A 19,237-nucleotide genomic window follows, 5' to 3' on the forward strand; every position below is an offset into this window, starting at 1 on the left:
AACGGCTCCTAAAGCCGGTTCAGTGGTACACTTTGCCGCCGCTGTTCATAACTCGCGGCGCAGGGCGCGCATATCGACGATTTCCGTTATTGCCCCTATCACGTCGAGGCGACGGTTCCGGCCTATCGCCGCGAATCGCTGATGCGCAAACCCTCGCCCGGCATGCTTCTCGATCTTCTCGACAAGTGGCGCGTGGATCTTTCGCGCAGCTTCTTGATCGGCGACAAGGAGAGCGACATTGCGGCCGCTGGAGCGGCTGGCGTTCCCGGTTATCTTTACGAAGGCGGCGACCTCGGCGAATTTCTGCGCGATATTCCCCACTTCCTTAAGGCGGCCTGAGCGTCCGCCACGCGCTCCCGCGATGGCGATGGGCTCAGTTGGTCAGCGCCGGGCGTTCGCGATAGAGCGACGGGAACAGGCTCTTTAGATTTTCGACCTTCGGCAAGTCATTATAGACGATGTAAGGCTGCGCCGGATGGCGCACGAGATAGTCCTGATGATAGGCCTCCGCCGGATAGAACGCCTTCAGCGGCTCCAGCGTCGTGACGATCGGCGCTGAAAAGGCCTTCGCCTCGGAAAGCTGCGCAATGTAGTCGCGCGCGATCTTTTGCTGTTCGGCGTTCGCGACGAAAATCGCGGAACGATACTGCCTGCCCTCATCCGGCCCCTGGCGGTTGAGCTGCGTCGGATCATGCGCGACGGAAAAGTAGACGCGCAGCAATTCTCCAAGGCTCACCGCCTTTGGATCATAGGTGATCTCGACCGATTCAGCATGGTCTGTGTCGCCCTGCGAAACCTTGTCATAACGCGCCGTCTCCTTTGCGCCGCCGGCATAGCCGGACACGGCGCGCGAGACGCCTCTCACGCGCTGAAACACGCCTTGCACGCCCCAGAAGCAGCCACCAGCGACGACGAGCTTCTGTTCGCCGCCGCTCGCCGTCGGCGGATCGTAGGCGGGCGCCGGCAAGACGACGGCGCGCTCGGCCGCGCCGGCGTGAAATGGCGCAAGAATCGTCAGAACGGCGATGAGAAAAGCGGCGCGTTTCATGCGTTTCATGAGGGAGTCTCTTACGCTTGTCCGCGAGCGACGAAACGCAGCGCGACGCCATTCATGCAGTAGCGCAGCCCCGTCGGCTTCGGACCGTCGGTGAACACATGGCCAAGATGCGCGTCGCAGCGCTTGCAGGAGGCCGCGACGCGTCGCATGCCGAACGAACTGTCGGCGCTCTCAAGGACATTCGCTTTGGAAATGGGCGCGAAGAAGCTCGGCCAACCTGTGCCGGAATCATATTTTGTTTTCGAGTCGAACAGCGCCGTGTCGCAGCAGACGCAGCGATAGAGTCCGTCCGCGTGATTATCCCAGTCGGGCCCCGTAAAGGCGCGCTCGGTGCCCTCCTTGCGCGTGACCTCGAAGGCGAGCGGTGAAAGTTGCGCGCGCCACTCGGCGTCGGTCTTGTCGATTTTTTCCACGCGCGAAAGACCGAGGCTCCTGCCGTTCGGGTCGAACGCTTCGATCTCGACCATTTCGGCGGCGGCCTGCGCCTTCCGCGCGAAGGCCAGAAAAATGGCGCCGGACATGAGGCTGCGACGATTCAAGATCGGCTCCTGCGTTCTCTCTCTCCTATTCGCGCGCGGGCAGGAAAACGTTACGCCGTCCCAGAGCTTTCCGGGCTTACCGGCGTCCGAAGAGCTTTTCGATGTCCGCGAGCTTCAGCTCAATATAGGTGGGCCGGCCGTGATTGCATTGGCCCGCGCCCGGGGTCGATTCCATCTCACGCAGCAGCGCGTTCATCTCCTGCGCGGAAAGCCGCCGGCCGGCGCGCACCGAATGATGACAGGCGCAGGTCGCGAGCACGTGATCGAGCCGGCGCGACAGCCCGCGGGCGTCGCCCTCCTCGGCGAGGAGATCGGCGATGTCTTCGACGAGCCGCCGGCAGTCGATCTCGCCGAGCAGCGCGGGGGTCTCGCGCACGAGCACGGCGCCGGGACCGAAAGTCTCGAGCGCGAGGCCGAGCGCCGCAAGTTCGTCGAGCGCCGGCGCGAGCGCATTCATGCGCGACTCGTCGAGTTCGACCACGGCGGGAATCAGCAGGATCTGCCTAGCGACGCCGGCTTCCTCGCGCTGGCGTTTCAGCTTCTCATAAACGATGCGCTCATGGGCGGCGTGCTGGTCGACGATGACGAGTCCGTCCTGCGTTTGCGCGATGATATAGGTTTCGTGCAGCTGCGCGCGCGCCGCGCCCAGCGGCGAATCGGCTTCCGGCGCGGGGGCATCATGCGCGCGGGCGTCGGCCATGGGCGCGCCGGCGTCAAAGGCGGCCTGCGCCGATTCTTCGAAGCCCGCGGGCGCATAAGGCGAGCGCGACAGGCTCCAGTTCGCGGGAGCAGGCGCCCGATCGTGCGGGCCATTGCCGCGCGCCAGGGCGTCGATCGCCCCGCGTGCGCTCGTATCGGCGCTGCGCCGGCTCTTTTCAACGAGCGCCTGCTTCAGAGCGCCGACGACGAGCCCGCGCACGAGGCCGGGATCGGCGAAGCGCACCTCCGCCTTCGCCGGATGCACATTGACGTCGACGATGCGCGGATCGCATTCGATGAAGAGCGCGGCGACGGGATGGCGGTCGGCGCTCAGAAAATCGAGATAGGCGGCGCGAATGGCGCCGGCGAAGAGCTTGTCGCGCACCGGGCGCCCATTGACATAGACATATTGCATCTGGGCGTTGCCGCGACTGTAGGTCGGCAGGCCGGCAAGGCCCGAAAGGCGCACGCCTTCGCGCGCGGCGTCGAGCTCAAAGGCGTTGGCGGCGAATTCCTCGCCGAGAATCTGGGCGATGCGCCGCGCCCGGTCGCCGCCGCAGGCGGCGTAGTCGAAGAGCGCGCCGCTGTCGGCGGCAAGCGCGAATCTCACCTGCGGATGCGCCATGGCGAGACGCTTGACCGCGTCGACGATCGCGGCGGTCTCCGTGCGCTCAGTCTTCAGGAATTTCAGCCGCGCCGGCGTCGCCGCGAAGAGCGCGCGCGCTTCGATTTTGGTCCCGCGCGGCCAGTTGGAGGGACTCAAGCCGCGCTTCTCGCCGGCTTCGACTCGGATGGCGTAGCCGTGCGGGGCGCCCATCGCGCGGGTTTCGATCGAAAGATCCGCCACCGCGGCGATCGAGGGCAGCGCCTCGCCGCGAAAGCCGAGCGTCGCGATAGCGGTCAGATCGCCGTCGGGGATTTTCGACGTCGCGTGGCGCTCGACGGCGAGCGCGAGGTCATGCGCGTCCATCCCGCTTCCGTCGTCGATGACGCGGATCAGCCTCTTGCCGCCCTGTTCGATCGCGACGTCGATGCGCGTCGCGCCGGCGTCGAGCGCGTTCTCGACGAGCTCCTTGACGGCCGACGCGGGCCGCTCAACCACTTCGCCAGCGGCGATGCGATCGACGAGAATGGGATCGAGGCGGCGAACGGGCATGGGTCAATCGGCGTAGAGAGGCAGTTTCGCAGAGTATACCTCATCGCGGCGACTTGATTGGACTGCCTGACGGCGGCGTTCGAGCTTGCCATTAGTACCGTGTAGCGGTACACTAACCCACCTGAGGATCGGTGGAATGATTTTGAGTATTCGCGACGATTGGCTACGCGATTTCTTCATCAACGACATTCGCTCAAAGAAAATTCCCTCAGAGCTGGAGGATCGTCTGTTTCGAAAGATTCAGATGGTAGACGACGAGACCACGGATCAGGACTTGCGTGTTCCACCTAGCAATCACTTTGAGAAATTGCGCGGCCCCCTGGAAGGTTTGCATTCAATCCGTGTCAATAAGCAGTGGCGACTCATCTTCGAATGGAATGGCGCGGCGGGTGAGGCAAAAGGCGTTTATCTTGACGATCACAGCTATGGGTGACGCGATATGCTGGTGACAAAGCGCAAGCCGGTTAGCGTCGGTGAGATCCTCACCGAAGAGTTCATGACGCCCATGGGACTCACTCAGGCGGCATTGGCGGATGCGATGGGCGTTCAGCGCAAACACGTCAACGAACTCTGTAACGATAGGCGTGCCATTACCGCGCCGACGGCGCTTATTCTCGCGCGGGTTTTCGGGAACAGCCCCGAATTTTGGCTGAACATGCAGCGCCGCAGCGACTTATGGGAGGCGATGCACTCGCCCAAGGAACGCGAACGCATCGCGCGCGCGAAGCCGCTCAAATTGATCGCCTGATAAAGCGAGTCCGACCCTTCTTGTTGATGATGCGGCCGACAAGAAGGGGCCGCGGCACCGATCGAGCTTATATGTCGAACGTCTCTGAATCGTCCGCCCACTTCACGACGATTCCCTTCGTGCCGCGAATGCCGTCGAGCGGCAGAGTCTCATGGTAATCGCCGATCGCGGTAAGGCAGACGCCCGGCACGTGGCCAATCACCTGAATTTCCCAATATTCGGGCTGACGGATGTATGTCACGGGCGAAAGACGCACGGTCATGTTCAAGCAGGGCTTCTTTCCGCAGACGATGAGGATGAAGGTATTTGGGACGATCCCGGGCCGCACTTCGGCGTGAGCCTTGGTTTTATCGATCGTCCGGCCGAGGAGCTTCCAACTCGTAGCAGGCGGCGCTTTTTCAAAATCATATGCAGCAGACATGAATCCACTCCCTAAAATGAGAAAATAATTGGAGAAGCCTACGGAAACGCGCGCGAAGCGATTTCGTTCCTCTCAGTCGCGCTTGGGCGCCAGCACCAGCGCGAGGTTCTGCACCGCCACGATTCGCGCCCTGGCGCCGGGCGCAAGGCTATCGGCATCAGAATCTGCGGCAAGTCGCGCCTGCCATTCGACGCCGGACCAGAACACGACGCCATGTGTCTTCGTCACCTCATGCGTCATCGTCACGTCGCGGCCGATCAGATCGCTGCTCTTATCCTCTTCGATGTCGGCGTTCTGAAACTGCTGCAGCGGCTTCCTGCCGACGATGGCGATCAAGAGACTCGCGCCGGCGACGATCGCCGCCGTCTCGACGAGCGACGGCCGCCAGCCGGTCGCATAGAGCGCCGCGCTCGTTAAGAGCGCGCCGACGGCGATGAACATCACCGGCGAGAGGCCGATCACCACAATGTCGAGTCCGAGCAGGATAAGGCCGGCGATCAGGCTCGCATTGGCGGGATCGTAGAGAAAGCCGCTCGCCATCACTCCGATTCCCGCCAGGGCTGCGCGCGGCGCTGCTGCGCCTCGTTGGACGCAGGCCCGGCGTTAACGGCCTTGAGCACCGCCATCGCCTTGGCGAGCCAGCCGGCGGGATCGGCGCCGTCGCCCATCAGCACCAGCGAATTGCCGGCCTTGGCGAGGCGGCCATATTGCTCGATGGCGCTTTTGGCCACTTCGAGCTGCACCGCCTGATCGCCGCCAATCTGGGTGATTTGCGTGCGCACGAGTTCGATCGCTTTCGCCTGGCCTTCGGCGCGCAAAATCGCCGCCTGTTTCTCGCCTTCGGCGCGGTTGATCTCGGACTGTTTCACGCCCTCCGATTCGAGCACCGCGGCGCGCTTGTCGCGTTCGGCTTTCATTTGCCGCTCCATCGACTGGCGCAGCGATTCCGGCATGGCGATGTCCTTGATCTCGTAGCGCGTCACATGCGCGCCCCAGAGCTGCGCCGCGTCGGAGACCGCGCGCACGACGCGCTCGTTGATCTCGCTTCTGTTCTCGAAGGTCTTGTCGAGCTCCATCGAGCCGATGGCCGAGCGCATCGAGGTCTGCGCCAGATTGATGATGGCGCGGCGGATGTCCTGCGCGCCATAGGCGGCGTCCTTGGCGTTGACGATCTTGTAATAGAGAACGCCGTCGATGGTGACGGTGGCGTTGTCCTTGGTGATCGCGTCCTGCTCCGGCACGTCGATCACCTGTTCGCGCAGATCGAAGGTGTAAGCGACGCGCTCGACGATCGGCCAGACAAAATTGACCCCCGCAGTCAGAGATCGGTTGTAGCGGCCCAGTCGCTCGATGACGAGCACGGTCTGCTGGCGCACGAAGCGCACCATCGTCGACAGCGCCAGCAGCGCGACATAGGCGAACCAGAACAGCGGATTTTGGAAGAGGCCGATCGGCAGGCCGAGATTGAAGGACCGATCGAGGATCAAGAGGCCGATCGCGACGGCGCCGACGATAAAAAGCGCAAAACCCATGGAATGAACTCCCGGCGACAGGCGCGTTGAGAGAATGTCATCGAGCGACAGGGACACGGTTGCTCCTAACACTGTCCGAGGCGGAGGCCTTGCGTATAAAGGTCAGCCCGGGCGCCGCTGAAGCCCTAGCGCGCGTGGAGCGCCGACGGCGTGCGGCGGCGCATATTTCCTGTGCGCTCAGCGCTGTCTCCACCAGCTTTCGAGCGTTGGACCGAACATCGGCGACGCATAGCGCGGCAATCGCTCCGGCCGAGCGATGTCGGTCGAATGCGCGATCCATTGTTCGGAGGCATGAAACAGCGGCACCACATAGAAACCCGAGAGCAGGACGCGGTCATAGGCCCGCACCGCGGTGACGAAATCGTCATGGCTCGTCGCTGAAAGCAGGGCTGCGATGAGCGCGTCGATCGCCGGCGACGCGGCCCCGGCGAGATTGAAGGAGGCCTCCTGATTCGCGCTCGCCGAGCCCCAGCGCATGCGCTGCTCGTTGCCGGGCGACGCGGAGGCGATCCATTGGCCGAGCATCATGTCGAAGTCGAATTTCTGGCGACGGCGCTGATATTGCACTTCGTCGACGAGTCGCACGCGGGCGTCGACGCCGATGCGCTGCAGCGAGGCGGCGTAGTTGAGCGCGAGCCGCTCCTGATTGCGGTCCTTGACCATGATCTCGAAGGAGACAGGCTCGCCGTCCTTGCGCAACACGCCGTTTTCAATGTGGTAGCCGGCGCTTTCAAGCAGGGCGAGCGCGCGCTTCGCCATGTCCCGGTCGCGGCCCGAGCCGTCATTGACGGGCGGTCGCCAGTCGCCTTCCAGAATGTCTTCACGAACTGCGCCTGGAAATGGTTTGAGCAGGGCCCGCTCTGCGGCCGAGGCGGGACGACCCGAGGAGGACAATTCCGACTCGTCGAAGAAGCTCTTCGTGCGCGTGTAGAGGCCGGCATAGAGGTTGGCGTTGATCCATTCGAAGTCGAACATCATGCCGAGCGCTTCGCGTAGACGAATGTCCTTGAACAGCGGGCGGCGCGTGTTGAAGACGAAGCCCTCCATGCCTTTGGGGTTTTCGTTCTTCAGCGTCTCCTTCGCGACGCGCCCGTCGGTAAGCGCCGGGAAGTCGTAGCCGCTCGCCCAGCGCGTCGTGCTCGTTTCGTCGCGATAGTCGAGGAGGCCCGCCTTGAAGGCTTCGAAGAGCGAATTGCCGTCGCGGAAATATTGAATGTCGATTTCATCGAAATTGTAGAATCCGCGCTGACTGGGCAGATCGGCGCCCCAATAGTTTTCATTTCGGCGCAGCAACAGGCGGGAGCCGACTTGCGAATCCGCGATCACATAGGGGCCGGAGCCGACGGGCTTGGCGAGCGTCGCTTCGGAAAAGCGCTCGACGTCGGTTGCGTGCTTGGGCAGCACCGGCATGATGGCGAGAATGAGCGGCAGCTCCCGGTCGCCAACGCCCGAAAGATCATAATGCACGGTGTGCGCGTCGGGCGCGTCGATGGATTTGACCAGCCCATAGGCGATGCGTTGCTGCGGTCGGCCTTTGGTCTTCAGCAGATCGAAGGAGAACAGCACGTCTTCGGCGGTGATCGGCTTGCCGTCGGAAAAGCGGGCCCGCGGGTCGAGGTGAAAGGTCACTTGCGAGCGCGAAGGATCGATGTCGATCGACTGCGCGATCAGGCCATAGAGCGTGAAGGGCTCGTCCTGCGAGCGGGCCATGAGGGTCTGGAAAACATTCCCGACAAGGCCCTGCGCCGCGGTCCCCGACTTGAGATTGAAGGGATTAAGGCTGTCGAAGGTGCCGGCGAGCCCGACGCGAAGTCTGCCGCCCTTCTTCGCTCCTGGTTCGGCGTAGGGGAAGTGTTGGAAATTGCTGGGTAAAGCGGGGGCGCCATGCATGGCGATCCCATGCGTGGGGCAGGGCGCGTCAGACGCTCTCGGCGCCGGAGCCGCCCCGGCGTAGGGGGCGGCGACAACGAGCGAAAGGGCGAAGCTGAGCGCGCGGCGCCCCCGCATTCGACGTTCGCCGGCGCCGCTGGCGGGGCGTCTCGCGGGGATGAGGCGAATCTTCATTGGCGGACCATAATCCAACGTCCTGCCGCAAGAAGCGAGTCGCGCTACAGTTTTCGGCAATTTTTTTGCGATAGTTCTGCGCAAAAAGCGCCCCCGCCAAGCATTGGGCGCGCCCGCCGGCTGGAATTTACTGCGGCGACCATGTAAGAGCGTTGCCGTCGCCTCGTCGGCGTCTCGCGATCGCGCTGGAACACGGGCTGGTCAAGTTTCCACGGCGCTGTAGCGCGAAGGCGGCCTCCCGTCATGACGCGACCTTGAAAAACGATCCGGAGCCGGAGGGCGCCGGCCCAGGACAATCGAAAGGAACTTCCGATGTCGACCCATTTTTCGCGTTCTTGCGCGATAGCCTTCGCGGGAGCGTTGCTGTTCTCGGCCGGCGGCGCGTTCGCTCAGCAGGCGCCCGCGGCCGGCGCGGCGCAGCAGCAGCCTCAGGGGCCGATCGCCGCCGAACTGGTCGCCGTTCAGCCGGACTGGACCAAGGTCTGCGGCACCGATCCGCAGACCAAGAAGGAAATGTGCTACACGACGCGAGACTTCGGCGTCTCCGCGAAGGAAGGCGAGGCGCCCCAGCCACTGCTCGCGCTCGCGGTCTACGATCCCAAGAGCGAGGATCAGAAGATCATCCGCCTGCTGCTGCCGCCGGGCCTCATGCTGAAGCCTGGTTTCCGCTTCTCGATCGATAAGGGACCGGCCGAAAGCGGCGCGTTCGAAATCTGTTTCCCCAACGGCTGCTTTGCCGAGGCGAAGGTCAAGAAGGCCGCCGTCGACGGCATGAAAAAGGCCGAGAAGATGACGGTCGTCGTCAAGAATCAGGCGAACGCTGAAGTCACCTTCTATCTGCCGCTCGCCAATTTCGGCAAGGCCTTCGACGGTCCCGCGATTGATCCCAAGGTCCTCGAAGAGCAGCAGAAGAAGCTTCAGGAAGAGCTGCAGAAGAAGGCCGAGGAGGAGCGTAAGAAGCTCGAGGCGCAGAAGGGCGCCGCCCCGGCCGCGCCGACGCCAGCGCCGGCCGCCTCGAAGAAATAAGGTCAAAAGCGACGCCGAATCGAAAACCCGCGCGGGAAATCTCCCGCGCGGGTTTTTTTGCGCCCTCGAATCGCTGCGCGGCAAGCCTCGCCAATCGCCGACGCGCCACTAGGTCCTTTGAGGAGATCAAAAAATCCATCGCGATCAGCAAGAAGACGCGCGTCACTTTGACGCGCGGCGAAAAGCCGGTCTAAGATGAGGCGTCGGCCACACATCGCAGCCACCGGCGAGGTCCAACACGCGAGGTCAAAGCACGCATGTACGTCGCCGTCACAATGGTCCTGGTCGTCGCCGGTTCTATCCTGTTCCACATTCTCAGTCCCTGGCGGGCGACGCCGATCGCTTCGAACTGGGGTTTTATCGACGGCACGATGGGCCTCACCTTCGTGGTGACGACCGCCGGTTTCGTCGCCGTCGTTTTGTTCATGGCCTATTGCCTTTATCGATTCCGCCATGAGCCGGGCCGGCGGGCCGCCTACGAGCCCGAGAATCAAAAGCTCGAAGCCTGGCTCGGAATCGTCACGACGATCGCCGTCATCATTCTCCTCGCGCCTGGCCTGCTCGTCTGGGGCCAGTTCATCACCGTGCCCAAGGACGCCCTGGAGATCGAAGCGGTTGGGACCCAGTGGAACTGGAGCTTCCGGTTGCCCGGCGCCGACAATCAGCTCGGCTCGAGCGACGTCCGCTATATCGACACGACGAATGCGCTTGGTCTGAGCCCGGCGGATCCAAAGGGGCAGGACGATCTCTTGATCTCTACGGGCGAGCTGCACCTGCCGCTCGGCAAGCCGGTCAAGGTCCTGCTGCGCTCGGTCGACGTCCTGCATGATTTCTACGTGCCCGAGATCAGGGCGAAAATGGATCTCGTGCCGGGCATCGTCACCTATTTCTGGTTCACCCCGACCAAGGTCGGCGAATACGAAATCCTCTGCGCCGCCTATTGCGGCACAGGGCATCCGCAGATGCGCGGAAAAATGGTCGTGGAGTCGGAAGCCGACTTCGAGGCCTGGCGCTCGGCGCAGCAGACGTTCGAGCAGTCGCGCAAGAGCGACTCAGCTAGAGACAAGCGGGCCTCTGCGCAATGACGCTGATCGACGCCCGTCGCGCCGCTTTGAGTTTGATCGCCGCCCATCAGGCGCCGCCACGGCGGCGCTTGATCAATCGCCGCAAGCGCGACGGGGGCGAAGGGAGGATCGTTCGATGACCGACGCCAGCGTACCACAGCACGTCGCGCCGCCGCCGGCGGAGGTGGAAGACGTCGAGCTTTATCACGCGCACAGCTGGATCACGAAATATGTGTTCAGCCAGGACGCCAAGGTCATCGCGATCCAATATGCCGGCACCGCCATCGCGGTCGGCATTCTGGCGCTGGTGCTCTCATGGGTGATCCGCCTGCAACTCGCCTTTCCGGGCGCGATCCCCTTCATTGACGCCGAAGTCTACTACCAGTCCGTGACCATGCACGGCATGATCATGGTCGTTTACATGCTTACCGCCATCTTCCTTGGCGGCTTCGGCAATTATCTCATTCCGCTGATGGTCGGCGCGAGGGACATGGTGTTTCCTTACGTCAACATGCTCAGCTACTGGGTCTATCTGATCGCGACTCTCATTCTCGTTTCCAGCTACTTCTTCCCGGGCGGGCCGACCGGCGCCGGCTGGACCCTCTATCCGCCGCAATCGATTCTGACCGGCACGCCCGGCCATGACTGGGGCATCATTCTGATGCTCGCGTCTTTGATCCTCTTCATCGTCGGCTTCACGATGGGCGGGTTGAATTACGTCGTGACGGTGCTGCAGGCGCGCACCCGAGGCATGACGCTGATGCGCATGCCGCTCACCGTGTGGGGAATCTTCTCGGCCGCCGTGATGGCGCTCCTCGCCTTTCCCGGCCTCTTCGTCGCCTGCGTCATGCTGCTCTTCGATCGCACGCTCGGCACAAGCTTCTTCGTGCCGTCCATCGTCCATTTCGGCGAGCACAAGGAACATATAGGCGGCAGCCCGATCCTGTTCCAGCACCTGTTCTGGTTCTTCGGCCATCCGGAAGTCTACATCGTCGCCCTGCCGGCGTTCGGGATCGTTTCCGATCTCATCAGCGTGCACGCCCGCAAGAACATCTTCGGCTACAGGATGATGGTCTGGGCGATCATCGCGATCGGCGTGCTGAGTATGGTGGTCTGGGGCCACCACATGTATGTGAGCGGCATGGACCCGTGGTTCGGGTTCTTCTTCGCCGTGACCACGCTTGCGATCGCGGTGCCGACGGCGCTGAAGGTCTACAACTGGGTGCTGACCCTCTGGCACGCCGACATTCACTTCACGACGCCGATGCTGTTCGCGCTCGGCTTCCTCGTCACCTTCGTCAATGGCGGCATCACCGGCCTCTACCTCGGCAATGTGATCGTGGACGTGCCGCTGTCGGCCACACTGTTCGTCGTCGCGCATTTCCACATGGTGATGGGCATCGCGCCGGTGCTCGTCATCTTTGGCGCGATCTACCATTGGTATCCGAAAATCACCGGCCGAATGATGGACGAGCGGCTCGGCAAGATTCACTTCTGGATCACCTTCCTCGGCGCCTATGCGATCTTCTTCCCGATGCATTATCTCGGCGTGCTCGGCATGCCGCGGCGCTTCTATGAAATGGGCGAAACCGCCTTCGTTCCGGCGTCGGCGACGACGCTCAATATCTTCATCACGGTGACGGCTCTGGCGGTCGGCTTCGCGCAGTCGATCTTCTTCTACAATCTGTTCAGAAGCCTGAAATATGGCGCGCCGGCGGGCGGCAATCCGTGGCGCGCGGCCTCGCTCGAATGGCAGACTCCCGAAACGCCGCCGGGTCATGGCAACTGGGGCAAACAGCTTCCGATCGTCTATCGCTGGCCTTACGCCTATAGCGTGCCGGGCGCGCCCGATGACTACCTGCCGCAGAACGCGCCGCCCTTGAGCGGAGAGCATGCGACATGAGCGTCCTCGGGCTCTTCTTCATCCTGATCTTCAGCCTTGCGCTGCTGTGGCTGGCGCGTCAGGGCGTGATGGAATCGCCCTGGCTCGAGGAAGGCGAGGTTGCGCATTATCGCAGCGCTGCCGGAAACGAACCGCCGCCCGCCGCGAAGGTGGGGCTCGCGATCTTCCTCGCCGTCGCCGGCTGTCTGTTTTCTCTGCTCGCCGCCGCCTTTTTCATGCGTGGCGACGCGCCCGATTGGCAGATGCCGCTGATCCCCGGCGTCCTCTGGTTCAACACTTTTTTGCTCGCCGCGAGCAGCGTCGCCCTGCAGGTTGCGCTGGTCGCCGCGCGTCGCGCGGAAGCCGAGCGCGTGAAGACGGCTTTGCTTATTGGCGCGACGACGGCGGCGCTGTTCCTGATCGGACAGATCTGGGCATGGCGCGAACTGCTCGACTTGAAGTTCTTCGCGTCGAGCAACGCGGCCAACGCATTCTTCTATCTGCTGACCGGCGCGCATGCGCTGCATCTGATCGGCGGCCTGGTGGCGCTTGCGCGCACGACCGACAGGGTTCGCGGCGCGGCGCGCATCACCAAAGAGCTGACGACGAGCGTCGAGCTCTGCGCCATCTACTGGCATTTTCTGCTGTTCGTCTGGTTGCTGATGTTCGCCATGCTGATCGGCTGGGCCGACGGATTTGGCGTCATCTGCCGGCGTCTGCTTTCGTAAAAGGGAATACGCCATGACGGCGGAGCATGTATCGACTGAGCATGTAACGACGGATGAAACGCTGCGGAGCCGGCTGCTCGGCGTGGTCAAAGACTGGTCCTCGGATCAGCGGTCCTTCAAGACCGCGTCCTGGGGCAAGGCGATGATGTGGATCTTCCTCGTCAGCGACACCTTCGTCTTCAGCTGCTTCCTGATTTCCTACATGACGGTGCGCATGTCCACGACAGTGGAGTGGCCGCACCCGAGCGAAATCTTCGCGCTCGACATCGGCGGGAAGAAGATTCCCCTCATTCTCATCGCCATCATGACCTTCGACCTCATCACGAGTTCGGGCACAATGGCGATGGCCGTCAACTACGCCTATGCGCGCGAGCGCAAGAAGGCGGCGATCCTGATGCTGATCACGGCCTTCTTCGGCGCCGCCTTCGTCGGCATGCAGGCTTTCGAGTGGACCAAGCTCATTCATGAGGGCGTGCGGCCCTGGGGGAATCCCTTCGGCGCGGCGCAGTTCGGCTCGAGCTTTTTCATGATCACCGGCTTCCACGGCTTCCACGTGTCGGTCGGCGTGATTTTCCTGCTCATCATCGCGCGCGCCGTCTGGCGCGGCGACTATGACGTCGGTCGGCGGGGCTTTTTCACGAGCCGCAGGGGCCGATATGAGAACGTCGAGGTCATGGGCCTGTATTGGCACTTCGTGGATCTTGTCTGGGTCTTCATCTTCGCGTTCTTCTATCTGTGGTGACGTCTCCGACAGGGGGAAACAATGACGGTGACGACAGACGATACGACGCATGGCCATGCCCCGGTCTCGGAAGCGGCGCAGCCCGCGGCGCAGGCGCATGGCCAGCAGCATCCGATTAAACTCTACCTCATGGTGTGGGTGCTGCTCTTCGTTCTGAGCGCCTGCTCCTATCTCGTCGATTATTTCGACGTTCAGGGCTATCTCCGCTGGTTCCTGATCGTCGTGTTCATGATGCTGAAGGCGGGGCTCATCGTCGCCGTTTTCATGCACATGGCCTGGGAGCGGCTGGCGCTCGTCGTCGCTATCCTGACGCCGCCGATGGCGGTTCTCGTGCTGATGGCGATGATGGCGTGGGAAGGGGACTACACCAGATTCCTGCGCGAATTCTTCTTTGGATGACGCCCGCCCTCAATCCGCCCGAGGGAATTTTATAAGGGCACAGCCGCCGGAGAACAGCCAAATGCGAGGAGACGATCAGCGCGTCGCCAACAAGGCGATCCTCATCGTCCTCTCGGCGCTCTGCCTCGTGATGATCATATTTCTCGGCGCCTGGACGCTCGTCGCGCATCTGCAGTGACGCGCGACGCGCGCCTATTCCTCGAGCGCGCCTTCCTCATTGACCGCATGCGCGAGGCCGCCCGTCGTCATCAGCCCGGCGACGCTAACGGCGATCATCACCGAGACGACCCCGACGAGCCCCCATGCGTCCTGCAGCTGCGGCACGACGAAGGTTCCGAAGGCGGCGCCGACCTTCGCGCTCGCCGCCGCGAAGCCGCTCGCCGAGGCGCGGATCGCTGTGGGAAACAGCGTCGGCGCCAGGGTGAAGGTGGTGGCGTTCGGACCGGCGTTCATGGCGAAATTGAAGAGCATGAAGCCCACGATGACGAAGCCGAGATGAGCATTCGGGCCGTTGTCGGTCATCGCGGCGAAGAGCAGCAGCAGCATGCCGAGCGCCATGCCGCTGAAGCCCGCGACCTGCATGGTGATGCGGCCAAAGCGCGGCACCGCCCAGAGACTGGCCGTAAAGCCGATGACGAGAAAAGCGTCGACGACTGCGCTGCCTTCCGCGTCGGCGAAATCGGCGGCGAGCGGACCCGATTGCGCGCCGCCGAGGTGCATGGCGCCGAGGATCGCCGGCGTGAAGAGGCCGACGCCGTAAGTCGCGACGTCCATCAGCATCCATGGCAGCGAGACGAGCATGGTGCGCGCGCGATAGGCCGTGGTGAAGAGCGTCGAGTAGCCGACGTCTTCGGCGCGCCGCGTATGGTTCGGCCGCGACGCTGCGGCGCTGACGGCTTCCGCGTTGAAGCTCAAAGGCCTCTCGCCGAAATCGGCCGTTAGGGACCTCAGGAGCGCCATGGCCTCGGCGATACGGCCCTTTGTCGCCAGCCAGCGCGCGCTTTCGGGCAGCCAGACGCGCGCCAGCAAAAAAAGCAACGCGATCGCGCCGGCCGCGCTGAACAGCAGCCGCCAATCCTGCGTCGACGGCCATAGTTTCAGTATGACGAGACCGGCGAGCGCCGCCGCGGCCATGCCGACCGACTGCAAGGCGATGGTCGCCACGGTCATTCTACTGCGCGTCGCGCGCGGCATGAGTTCCGACACATAGGAGCCGCTCGTCGGAAAATCGATGCCGACGCCGACGCCGAGCAGAAACTGCGACAGCAGAATGACGCGGGCGTTCGGCGCCGCCGCGCCGATGAAACATGCGAGCGCGATGATCGCCATGTCGGCGATGAAGGTGCGTTTGCGGCCGAACCTGTCCGCGCCGACGCCGCCGAGCGCCGATCCCAAGACCGCGCCAAGCACCAGCGCCGAGCCGATGAGGCCGACGAACAGCGGGCTGATCGGAAAGTCGCGCTTGAGCAGCGGCAGCGCGACGCCGAGTCCCGACACCGAAAAGCCGTCGAGAAAGGCGCCGCCGCTCGCCGCGAGCCAATAGGCGTAATGGCGCCATGTCATCGGCGCTTCGTCGAGCGCCGAAAAGACCGAGGCGGCGTGCGAAGGCGGCGCCGTCACTGAGCCTTGCTTCCTTCCTGCTCGTTTTTCGCCTGATGATAAAGCTTACGGATCTCTTCGATGTCGACGGTGGGCTTCGGCATCTTCAGATTGAGATCGTCGAGCGCATCGGCGATGATGCTGGAGACCGCGAGATTGCGGAACCACTTGTGATTCGAGGGGATGACGAACCAGGGCGCATGTTCAGTCGAGCAGCGCGACAGGGCCGCCTCGAAGGCCTTGATGTAATCGTCCCACTTCTCGCGCTCCGAATAATCGCTCGCGCTGATCTTCCATTGATGCGCCGGGTCGTCGAGCCGCGCCTTGAAGCGCTTGAGCTGCTCGTCCTTCGAGATGTAGAGGAAGAATTTCAAGATTGTCGTCTTGTTTTCGACAGTGAGCAGCTTTTCCCATTCATTGATGAAATCGTAGCGCGGCTTCCAGACCTCCTTCGGCGCGAGCTTATGCACCCGCACGACGAGCACGTCCTCGTAATGCGAGCGATTGAAGATCGAAACGAATCCTCGTCGCGGCGCATGCGGATGGATACGCCACAGGAAATCATGTTCCTGTTCTTCTGGCGTCGGCTGCTTGAAGCCCGTCACTTGCACGCCCTGCGGATCCATCGCGCTGATGACATGCCAGCAGGTGCCGTCCTTTCCTGCGCTGTCGATGCCCTGCAGGACAATCAGCAGAGAATGCGTGCGGTCTGCATAGAGTTTTCGCTGCAGCTCGGTGATGCGCGTGAGATTGCGCTGTAACTCCTGAGCCGCGTCGACGTCGTTAGCGTAGTCGCCATGAAAGCCCGGGTCGATCGATCCAAGATCGACGTCAGAGTCTGGCGCGATGCGGAACTTCTTGCTGAAATTCATGTGCTCTGCCTCCTTCGCCCGTCGGCCTCCTTCAACCGGCGAGAGCGACGTGCACCGCGGCCAGGCTCTTATCGCGCCGCCCGGCCAGGCGCCAGTAAATGGCCTTCACGATCTCCGCTGCGACGACCCAGAGAAGGCAGTAAACCCATACGCCGACGATCGCTGCGCCCGGCACGGCGTCGAAGCCGACGCCGTAGAGGCAGAGCAGCACCGCGACGACCTGGGTCGCCACGATCGCCCAGAACAGCCTGGCGCTTGGATAGGGCGGCGCGAAGATCGCCTTTTTCGTGCGCACGCTGAAGAGCAATAAATGGCCGCCGACCGCGAGCTGCAGGAATAGCAGCGTCTGCAACTGACCCGGATCGATCGGGATCATCGCCTGCAGCGTCTCGTCGAGCATCCAGCGCAGGCCGATCAGCAAAAAGCCGAAGGTCTCGGCCACGGCGAGCAGCCCCATCAGCGAAGCGAAAACGAAGATGCGTGGCATATCCCATCTTACCGGCTGCGGCGCGACGGGGACATTGTCGTAGGCGATGGTCATGATCGGAATGTCGTCGAGGAGCGCGAGCGCGACGATCATGATGGCGGTGAGCGGCTGGAATTCGAAAAACACGATCGACGCCACGACGACGATCATGATGTCGAGCGTCATGGCGATCCGGTAGTAGATATAGCTTTCGATGCGCTGGAAAATCTGGCGTGACACGCGGATCGCGTTGACGATGGTCGACAGTCCCGGCGCCGTGAGGATCAGCGCGGCCGCGCTGCGCGCGGCGTCGGTCGCCCCGCTCACGGCGATGCCGCAATCCGCCTGCTTGAGCGCCGGCGCGTCGTTCACGCCGTCGCCGGTCATCGCGACGATATGTCCGACGGACTGAAGCGCCTTGACGATTTCGAATTTGTGCTCCGGGAACACCCGGCCGAAACCGTCGGCCCGCTCAACGGCGTCGACGACGCTGCGCGGCAGAGCGTCGGCTTTCGCGCCACCTTTGAAAACGTCGCTTGCGACGAGCAGGTGAGATCCCATGCCGAGCTGCGCGGCGATCTCGTCCCCGATCGCGACGTCGTCGCCAGTCACCATCTTGACGGTGAGTCCCAGCGCACGCGCGTCCGCGATCGTGGCCTTGGCGTCCGCGCGCGGCGGGTCCATCAGGGAGATCAATCCCACGAGCGCCCATCTGGCGCCGTCTTCCGACATGGCGACGCCGAGCGCGCGCTGGCCCTTGGCGGCGAGCGCGGCCACCTCGTTCTGATAGCGCTGCAGGGTTTGCGAGTCGGGCCGCACTAAAGCTGAAATCGCCTGCGGCGCGCCCTTGGCGTAATGGCGGATGCCGCCCGCGGCGTCGGCGACCGTCGAGATCGTGCGTTTGCTGACAGGATCGAAGGGCGTGAAGGCCTTCTGCTTGAAGCCTTCAAGCGAATCATGCGCCGGCAGCGCCGCCATCACGGCGAGGTCGATCGCATCTTCGCTGCTCGTTTGGGTCGCCAGCGCGGCAAAGAGCAGCACATCGTCGCTCTTGAACGCGCCAAACGGCATAGCGTTTTGCACGGTGAGCTTGTTCATCGTCAGCGTGCCGGTCTTGTCGCTGCAGAGCACGTCGACGCCGGCGAGCTCCTCGATCGCGCTCAGGCGCGAAACGATGGCCTTCTGCAGTGAAAGCGCGTAGGCGCCGATCGCCATCGTCACGGACATCACCGCCGGCAGCGCGACCGGAATCGACGCGATCAGCAGCACCAGCACATATTGGGCGATGGACCCGACGCGGTCCCAATTCCATTCATCCGGCGCGATGACTTCGCGGTAAAGCTGTGCGCCGATCAGGACGAGCGCCAGCAAAAACGCGAGCAACAGGAGAAAGTCGCCGACCTGGGTCACGGCGCGCTGCGAATGCGACACGGCGCCGGCGGCGCCGACGAGCTTCGCGGTGCGGCCGAAAAACGTGCGGTCGCCGGTCGCCGTGACCACGCCTGTCATCGCGCCTTGTTTGGCGATCGCCCCGGAATAGGCGTCATCGCCGATCTTCTTCGACACGGGCAGCGATTCGCCGGTGAGCGCCGCCTGGTCGCAGCTCAGATAATCGCCTTCGATCAGCAAGAGATCCGCCGGGATAATCTGACCTGCGGCGACGCTGACGACATCGCCCGGCGCGAGTTCGGCCGCGGGAATCGTGCTCCACTCCCCCTCGCGCAACACGCGGGCGCGGGGCGCGAGGTTCTTCTTCAGAGCCGCGAGCGCGTTCGCCGCCTTGTTGTCCTGCCAGAATCCGACGACGGCGTTGTAGATGAGAAGACCGGTGACGACCGCGAAGTCCGGCCAGTCGCGGCGAAGGGCGGAGATGATCGCCGCCGCTTCGATGAGAAAGGGCAAGGGCCCCCAGAAATAAGCGAGCAGACGGCGCCACTTGCTTTCGGTCTTGTCCTCGATCGCATTGGGGCCATACTCGGCGAGGCGTCGCTTCGCTTCGGCGGCGGTCAGGCCGCTTTCGCTCGTCTTCAGCGATTCGAGTCGCTGCGCGATTTTCACCTGCGTCGGATCTAAGGAGAGCGTCAGCGAAGATTGGCTCACCGGCGGTTTAGCGCTGACGTCCGGCATGCTTGCTCTCCCTATCAGATAAATCAATATCCGGGCCGGATGTTACGGCGTCATCCGAGCCTCGCCAATAGAGGGCGCGAAAAAGGCAAGCGCGGGTCGAAATTGACCTCGCGCGG

Annotated in this window: 19 protein-coding genes; 9 read left to right on the forward strand and 10 right to left on the reverse strand. The window is 63.2% G+C overall.

All coding sequences use genetic code 11. The features are described 5' to 3' along the window. The first annotated feature begins 141 nt into the window (after positions 1 to 141). The gene (locus AC0X69_RS12650; protein WP_482608098.1) at positions 142 to 339 is read left to right on the forward strand and encodes an HAD hydrolase-like protein; all 198 of its coding nucleotides are present in this window, start codon (positions 142 to 144) and stop codon (positions 337 to 339) included. 34 nt (positions 340 to 373) lie between these two features. Here AC0X69_RS12650 and msrA read toward each other — a convergent pair whose 3' ends face one another. From msrA to mutL, 3 genes are all read right to left on the reverse strand, one after another. After that, positions 374 to 1,057 carry a peptide-methionine (S)-S-oxide reductase MsrA gene (gene msrA / locus AC0X69_RS12655; protein ID WP_482608099.1) on the reverse strand — a complete coding sequence of 228 codons (684 nt, stop codon included), beginning with the start codon at positions 1,055 to 1,057 and terminating at the stop codon, positions 374 to 376. 11 nt (positions 1,058 to 1,068) lie between these two features. After that, a complete protein-coding gene (gene msrB, locus AC0X69_RS12660; protein WP_482613389.1) occupies positions 1,069 to 1,578 on the reverse strand; it encodes a peptide-methionine (R)-S-oxide reductase MsrB in 510 nt (169 codons plus the stop codon). Positions 1,579 to 1,672: 94 nt separating this feature from the next. Further along, positions 1,673 to 3,451 (reverse strand): DNA mismatch repair endonuclease MutL, encoded by a 1,779-nt coding sequence (gene mutL, locus AC0X69_RS12665; RefSeq protein ID WP_482608101.1) that lies wholly within the window; start codon positions 3,449 to 3,451, stop codon positions 1,673 to 1,675. Between the two features lie 136 nt (positions 3,452 to 3,587). Between mutL and AC0X69_RS12670 the strand changes: the two genes are divergently transcribed. Together AC0X69_RS12670 and AC0X69_RS12675 are read left to right on the forward strand one after the other, a co-directional pair. After that, positions 3,588 to 3,884 (forward strand): type II toxin-antitoxin system RelE/ParE family toxin, encoded by a 297-nt coding sequence (locus AC0X69_RS12670; RefSeq protein ID WP_482608103.1) that lies wholly within the window; start codon positions 3,588 to 3,590, stop codon positions 3,882 to 3,884. Positions 3,885 to 3,890: 6 nt separating this feature from the next. Continuing rightward, positions 3,891 to 4,199: a HigA family addiction module antitoxin gene (locus tag AC0X69_RS12675; RefSeq protein WP_482608105.1), complete on the forward strand. Its 309-nt coding sequence runs from the start codon at positions 3,891 to 3,893 to the stop codon at positions 4,197 to 4,199. A 67-nt stretch (positions 4,200 to 4,266) separates the two neighbouring features. Here the strand turns inward: AC0X69_RS12675 and AC0X69_RS12680 are convergent, their stop codons facing one another. The 4 genes from AC0X69_RS12680 to AC0X69_RS12695 all read right to left on the reverse strand — a co-directional run bounded on the left by AC0X69_RS12680 (position 4,267) and on the right by AC0X69_RS12695 (position 8,159). Beyond that, a complete protein-coding gene (locus AC0X69_RS12680) occupies positions 4,267 to 4,620 on the reverse strand; it encodes a hypothetical protein (RefSeq protein ID WP_482608107.1) in 354 nt (117 codons plus the stop codon). Positions 4,621 to 4,692: 72 nt separating this feature from the next. Beyond that, entirely contained in the window at positions 4,693 to 5,160 is a 468-nt protein-coding gene (locus AC0X69_RS12685; RefSeq protein WP_482608109.1) for an NfeD family protein, read from the reverse strand. Continuing rightward, positions 5,160 to 6,152 (reverse strand): SPFH domain-containing protein, encoded by a 993-nt coding sequence (locus AC0X69_RS12690; RefSeq protein WP_482608111.1) that lies wholly within the window; start codon positions 6,150 to 6,152, stop codon positions 5,160 to 5,162. Before AC0X69_RS12690 ends, AC0X69_RS12685 begins: the two co-directional genes overlap by 1 nt. Positions 6,153 to 6,329: 177 nt before the next feature. Further along, complete coding sequence (locus tag AC0X69_RS12695) at positions 6,330 to 8,159, reverse strand: extracellular solute-binding protein (protein WP_482613390.1); 1,830 nt, start codon at positions 8,157 to 8,159, stop codon at positions 6,330 to 6,332. A gap of 369 nt (positions 8,160 to 8,528) precedes the next feature. On the opposite strand from AC0X69_RS12695, the gene AC0X69_RS12700 reads away from it, so the two are divergent. The 6 genes from AC0X69_RS12700 (at position 8,529) to AC0X69_RS12725 (ending at position 14,057) form a co-directional block, all read left to right on the forward strand. After that, entirely contained in the window at positions 8,529 to 9,242 is a 714-nt protein-coding gene (locus AC0X69_RS12700) for an invasion associated locus B family protein (protein WP_482608113.1), read from the forward strand. A gap of 257 nt (positions 9,243 to 9,499) precedes the next feature. Further along, the gene (locus AC0X69_RS12705; protein ID WP_482608115.1) at positions 9,500 to 10,327 is read left to right on the forward strand and encodes a cytochrome c oxidase subunit II; all 828 of its coding nucleotides are present in this window, start codon (positions 9,500 to 9,502) and stop codon (positions 10,325 to 10,327) included. Between the two features lie 115 nt (positions 10,328 to 10,442). Next, positions 10,443 to 12,209: a cytochrome c oxidase subunit I gene (locus tag AC0X69_RS12710; RefSeq protein WP_482608117.1), complete on the forward strand. Its 1,767-nt coding sequence runs from the start codon at positions 10,443 to 10,445 to the stop codon at positions 12,207 to 12,209. Next, a complete protein-coding gene (locus AC0X69_RS12715; RefSeq protein WP_482608119.1) occupies positions 12,206 to 12,916 on the forward strand; it encodes a cytochrome c oxidase subunit 3 in 711 nt (236 codons plus the stop codon). Before AC0X69_RS12710 ends, AC0X69_RS12715 begins: the two co-directional genes overlap by 4 nt. A gap of 13 nt (positions 12,917 to 12,929) precedes the next feature. Continuing rightward, the gene (locus tag AC0X69_RS12720; RefSeq protein ID WP_482608120.1) at positions 12,930 to 13,658 is read left to right on the forward strand and encodes a heme-copper oxidase subunit III family protein; all 729 of its coding nucleotides are present in this window, start codon (positions 12,930 to 12,932) and stop codon (positions 13,656 to 13,658) included. Between the two features lie 21 nt (positions 13,659 to 13,679). After that, on the forward strand, positions 13,680 to 14,057 hold the full coding sequence (locus AC0X69_RS12725; protein WP_482608122.1) for a cytochrome C oxidase subunit IV family protein: 378 nt from the start codon (positions 13,680 to 13,682) through the stop codon (positions 14,055 to 14,057). A gap of 192 nt (positions 14,058 to 14,249) precedes the next feature. Here the strand turns inward: AC0X69_RS12725 and AC0X69_RS12730 are convergent, their stop codons facing one another. From AC0X69_RS12730 to AC0X69_RS12740, 3 genes are read right to left on the reverse strand one after another with little or no spacing between them, the layout of a single operon-like run. After that, positions 14,250 to 15,677, reverse strand: a complete 1,428-nt coding sequence (locus AC0X69_RS12730) for an MFS transporter (RefSeq protein WP_482608124.1) — start codon at positions 15,675 to 15,677, stop codon at positions 14,250 to 14,252. Further along, positions 15,674 to 16,528 (reverse strand): polyphosphate kinase 2 family protein, encoded by an 855-nt coding sequence (locus tag AC0X69_RS12735; protein ID WP_482608126.1) that lies wholly within the window; start codon positions 16,526 to 16,528, stop codon positions 15,674 to 15,676. Before AC0X69_RS12735 ends, AC0X69_RS12730 begins: the two co-directional genes overlap by 4 nt. A 31-nt stretch (positions 16,529 to 16,559) precedes the next feature. Further along, positions 16,560 to 19,121, reverse strand: a complete 2,562-nt coding sequence (locus AC0X69_RS12740) for a plasma-membrane proton-efflux P-type ATPase (protein WP_482608128.1) — start codon at positions 19,119 to 19,121, stop codon at positions 16,560 to 16,562. Between the last annotated feature and the right edge of the window lie 116 nt (positions 19,122 to 19,237).

The organism is Methylocystis sp. Uni0008 (assembly GCF_056838045.1).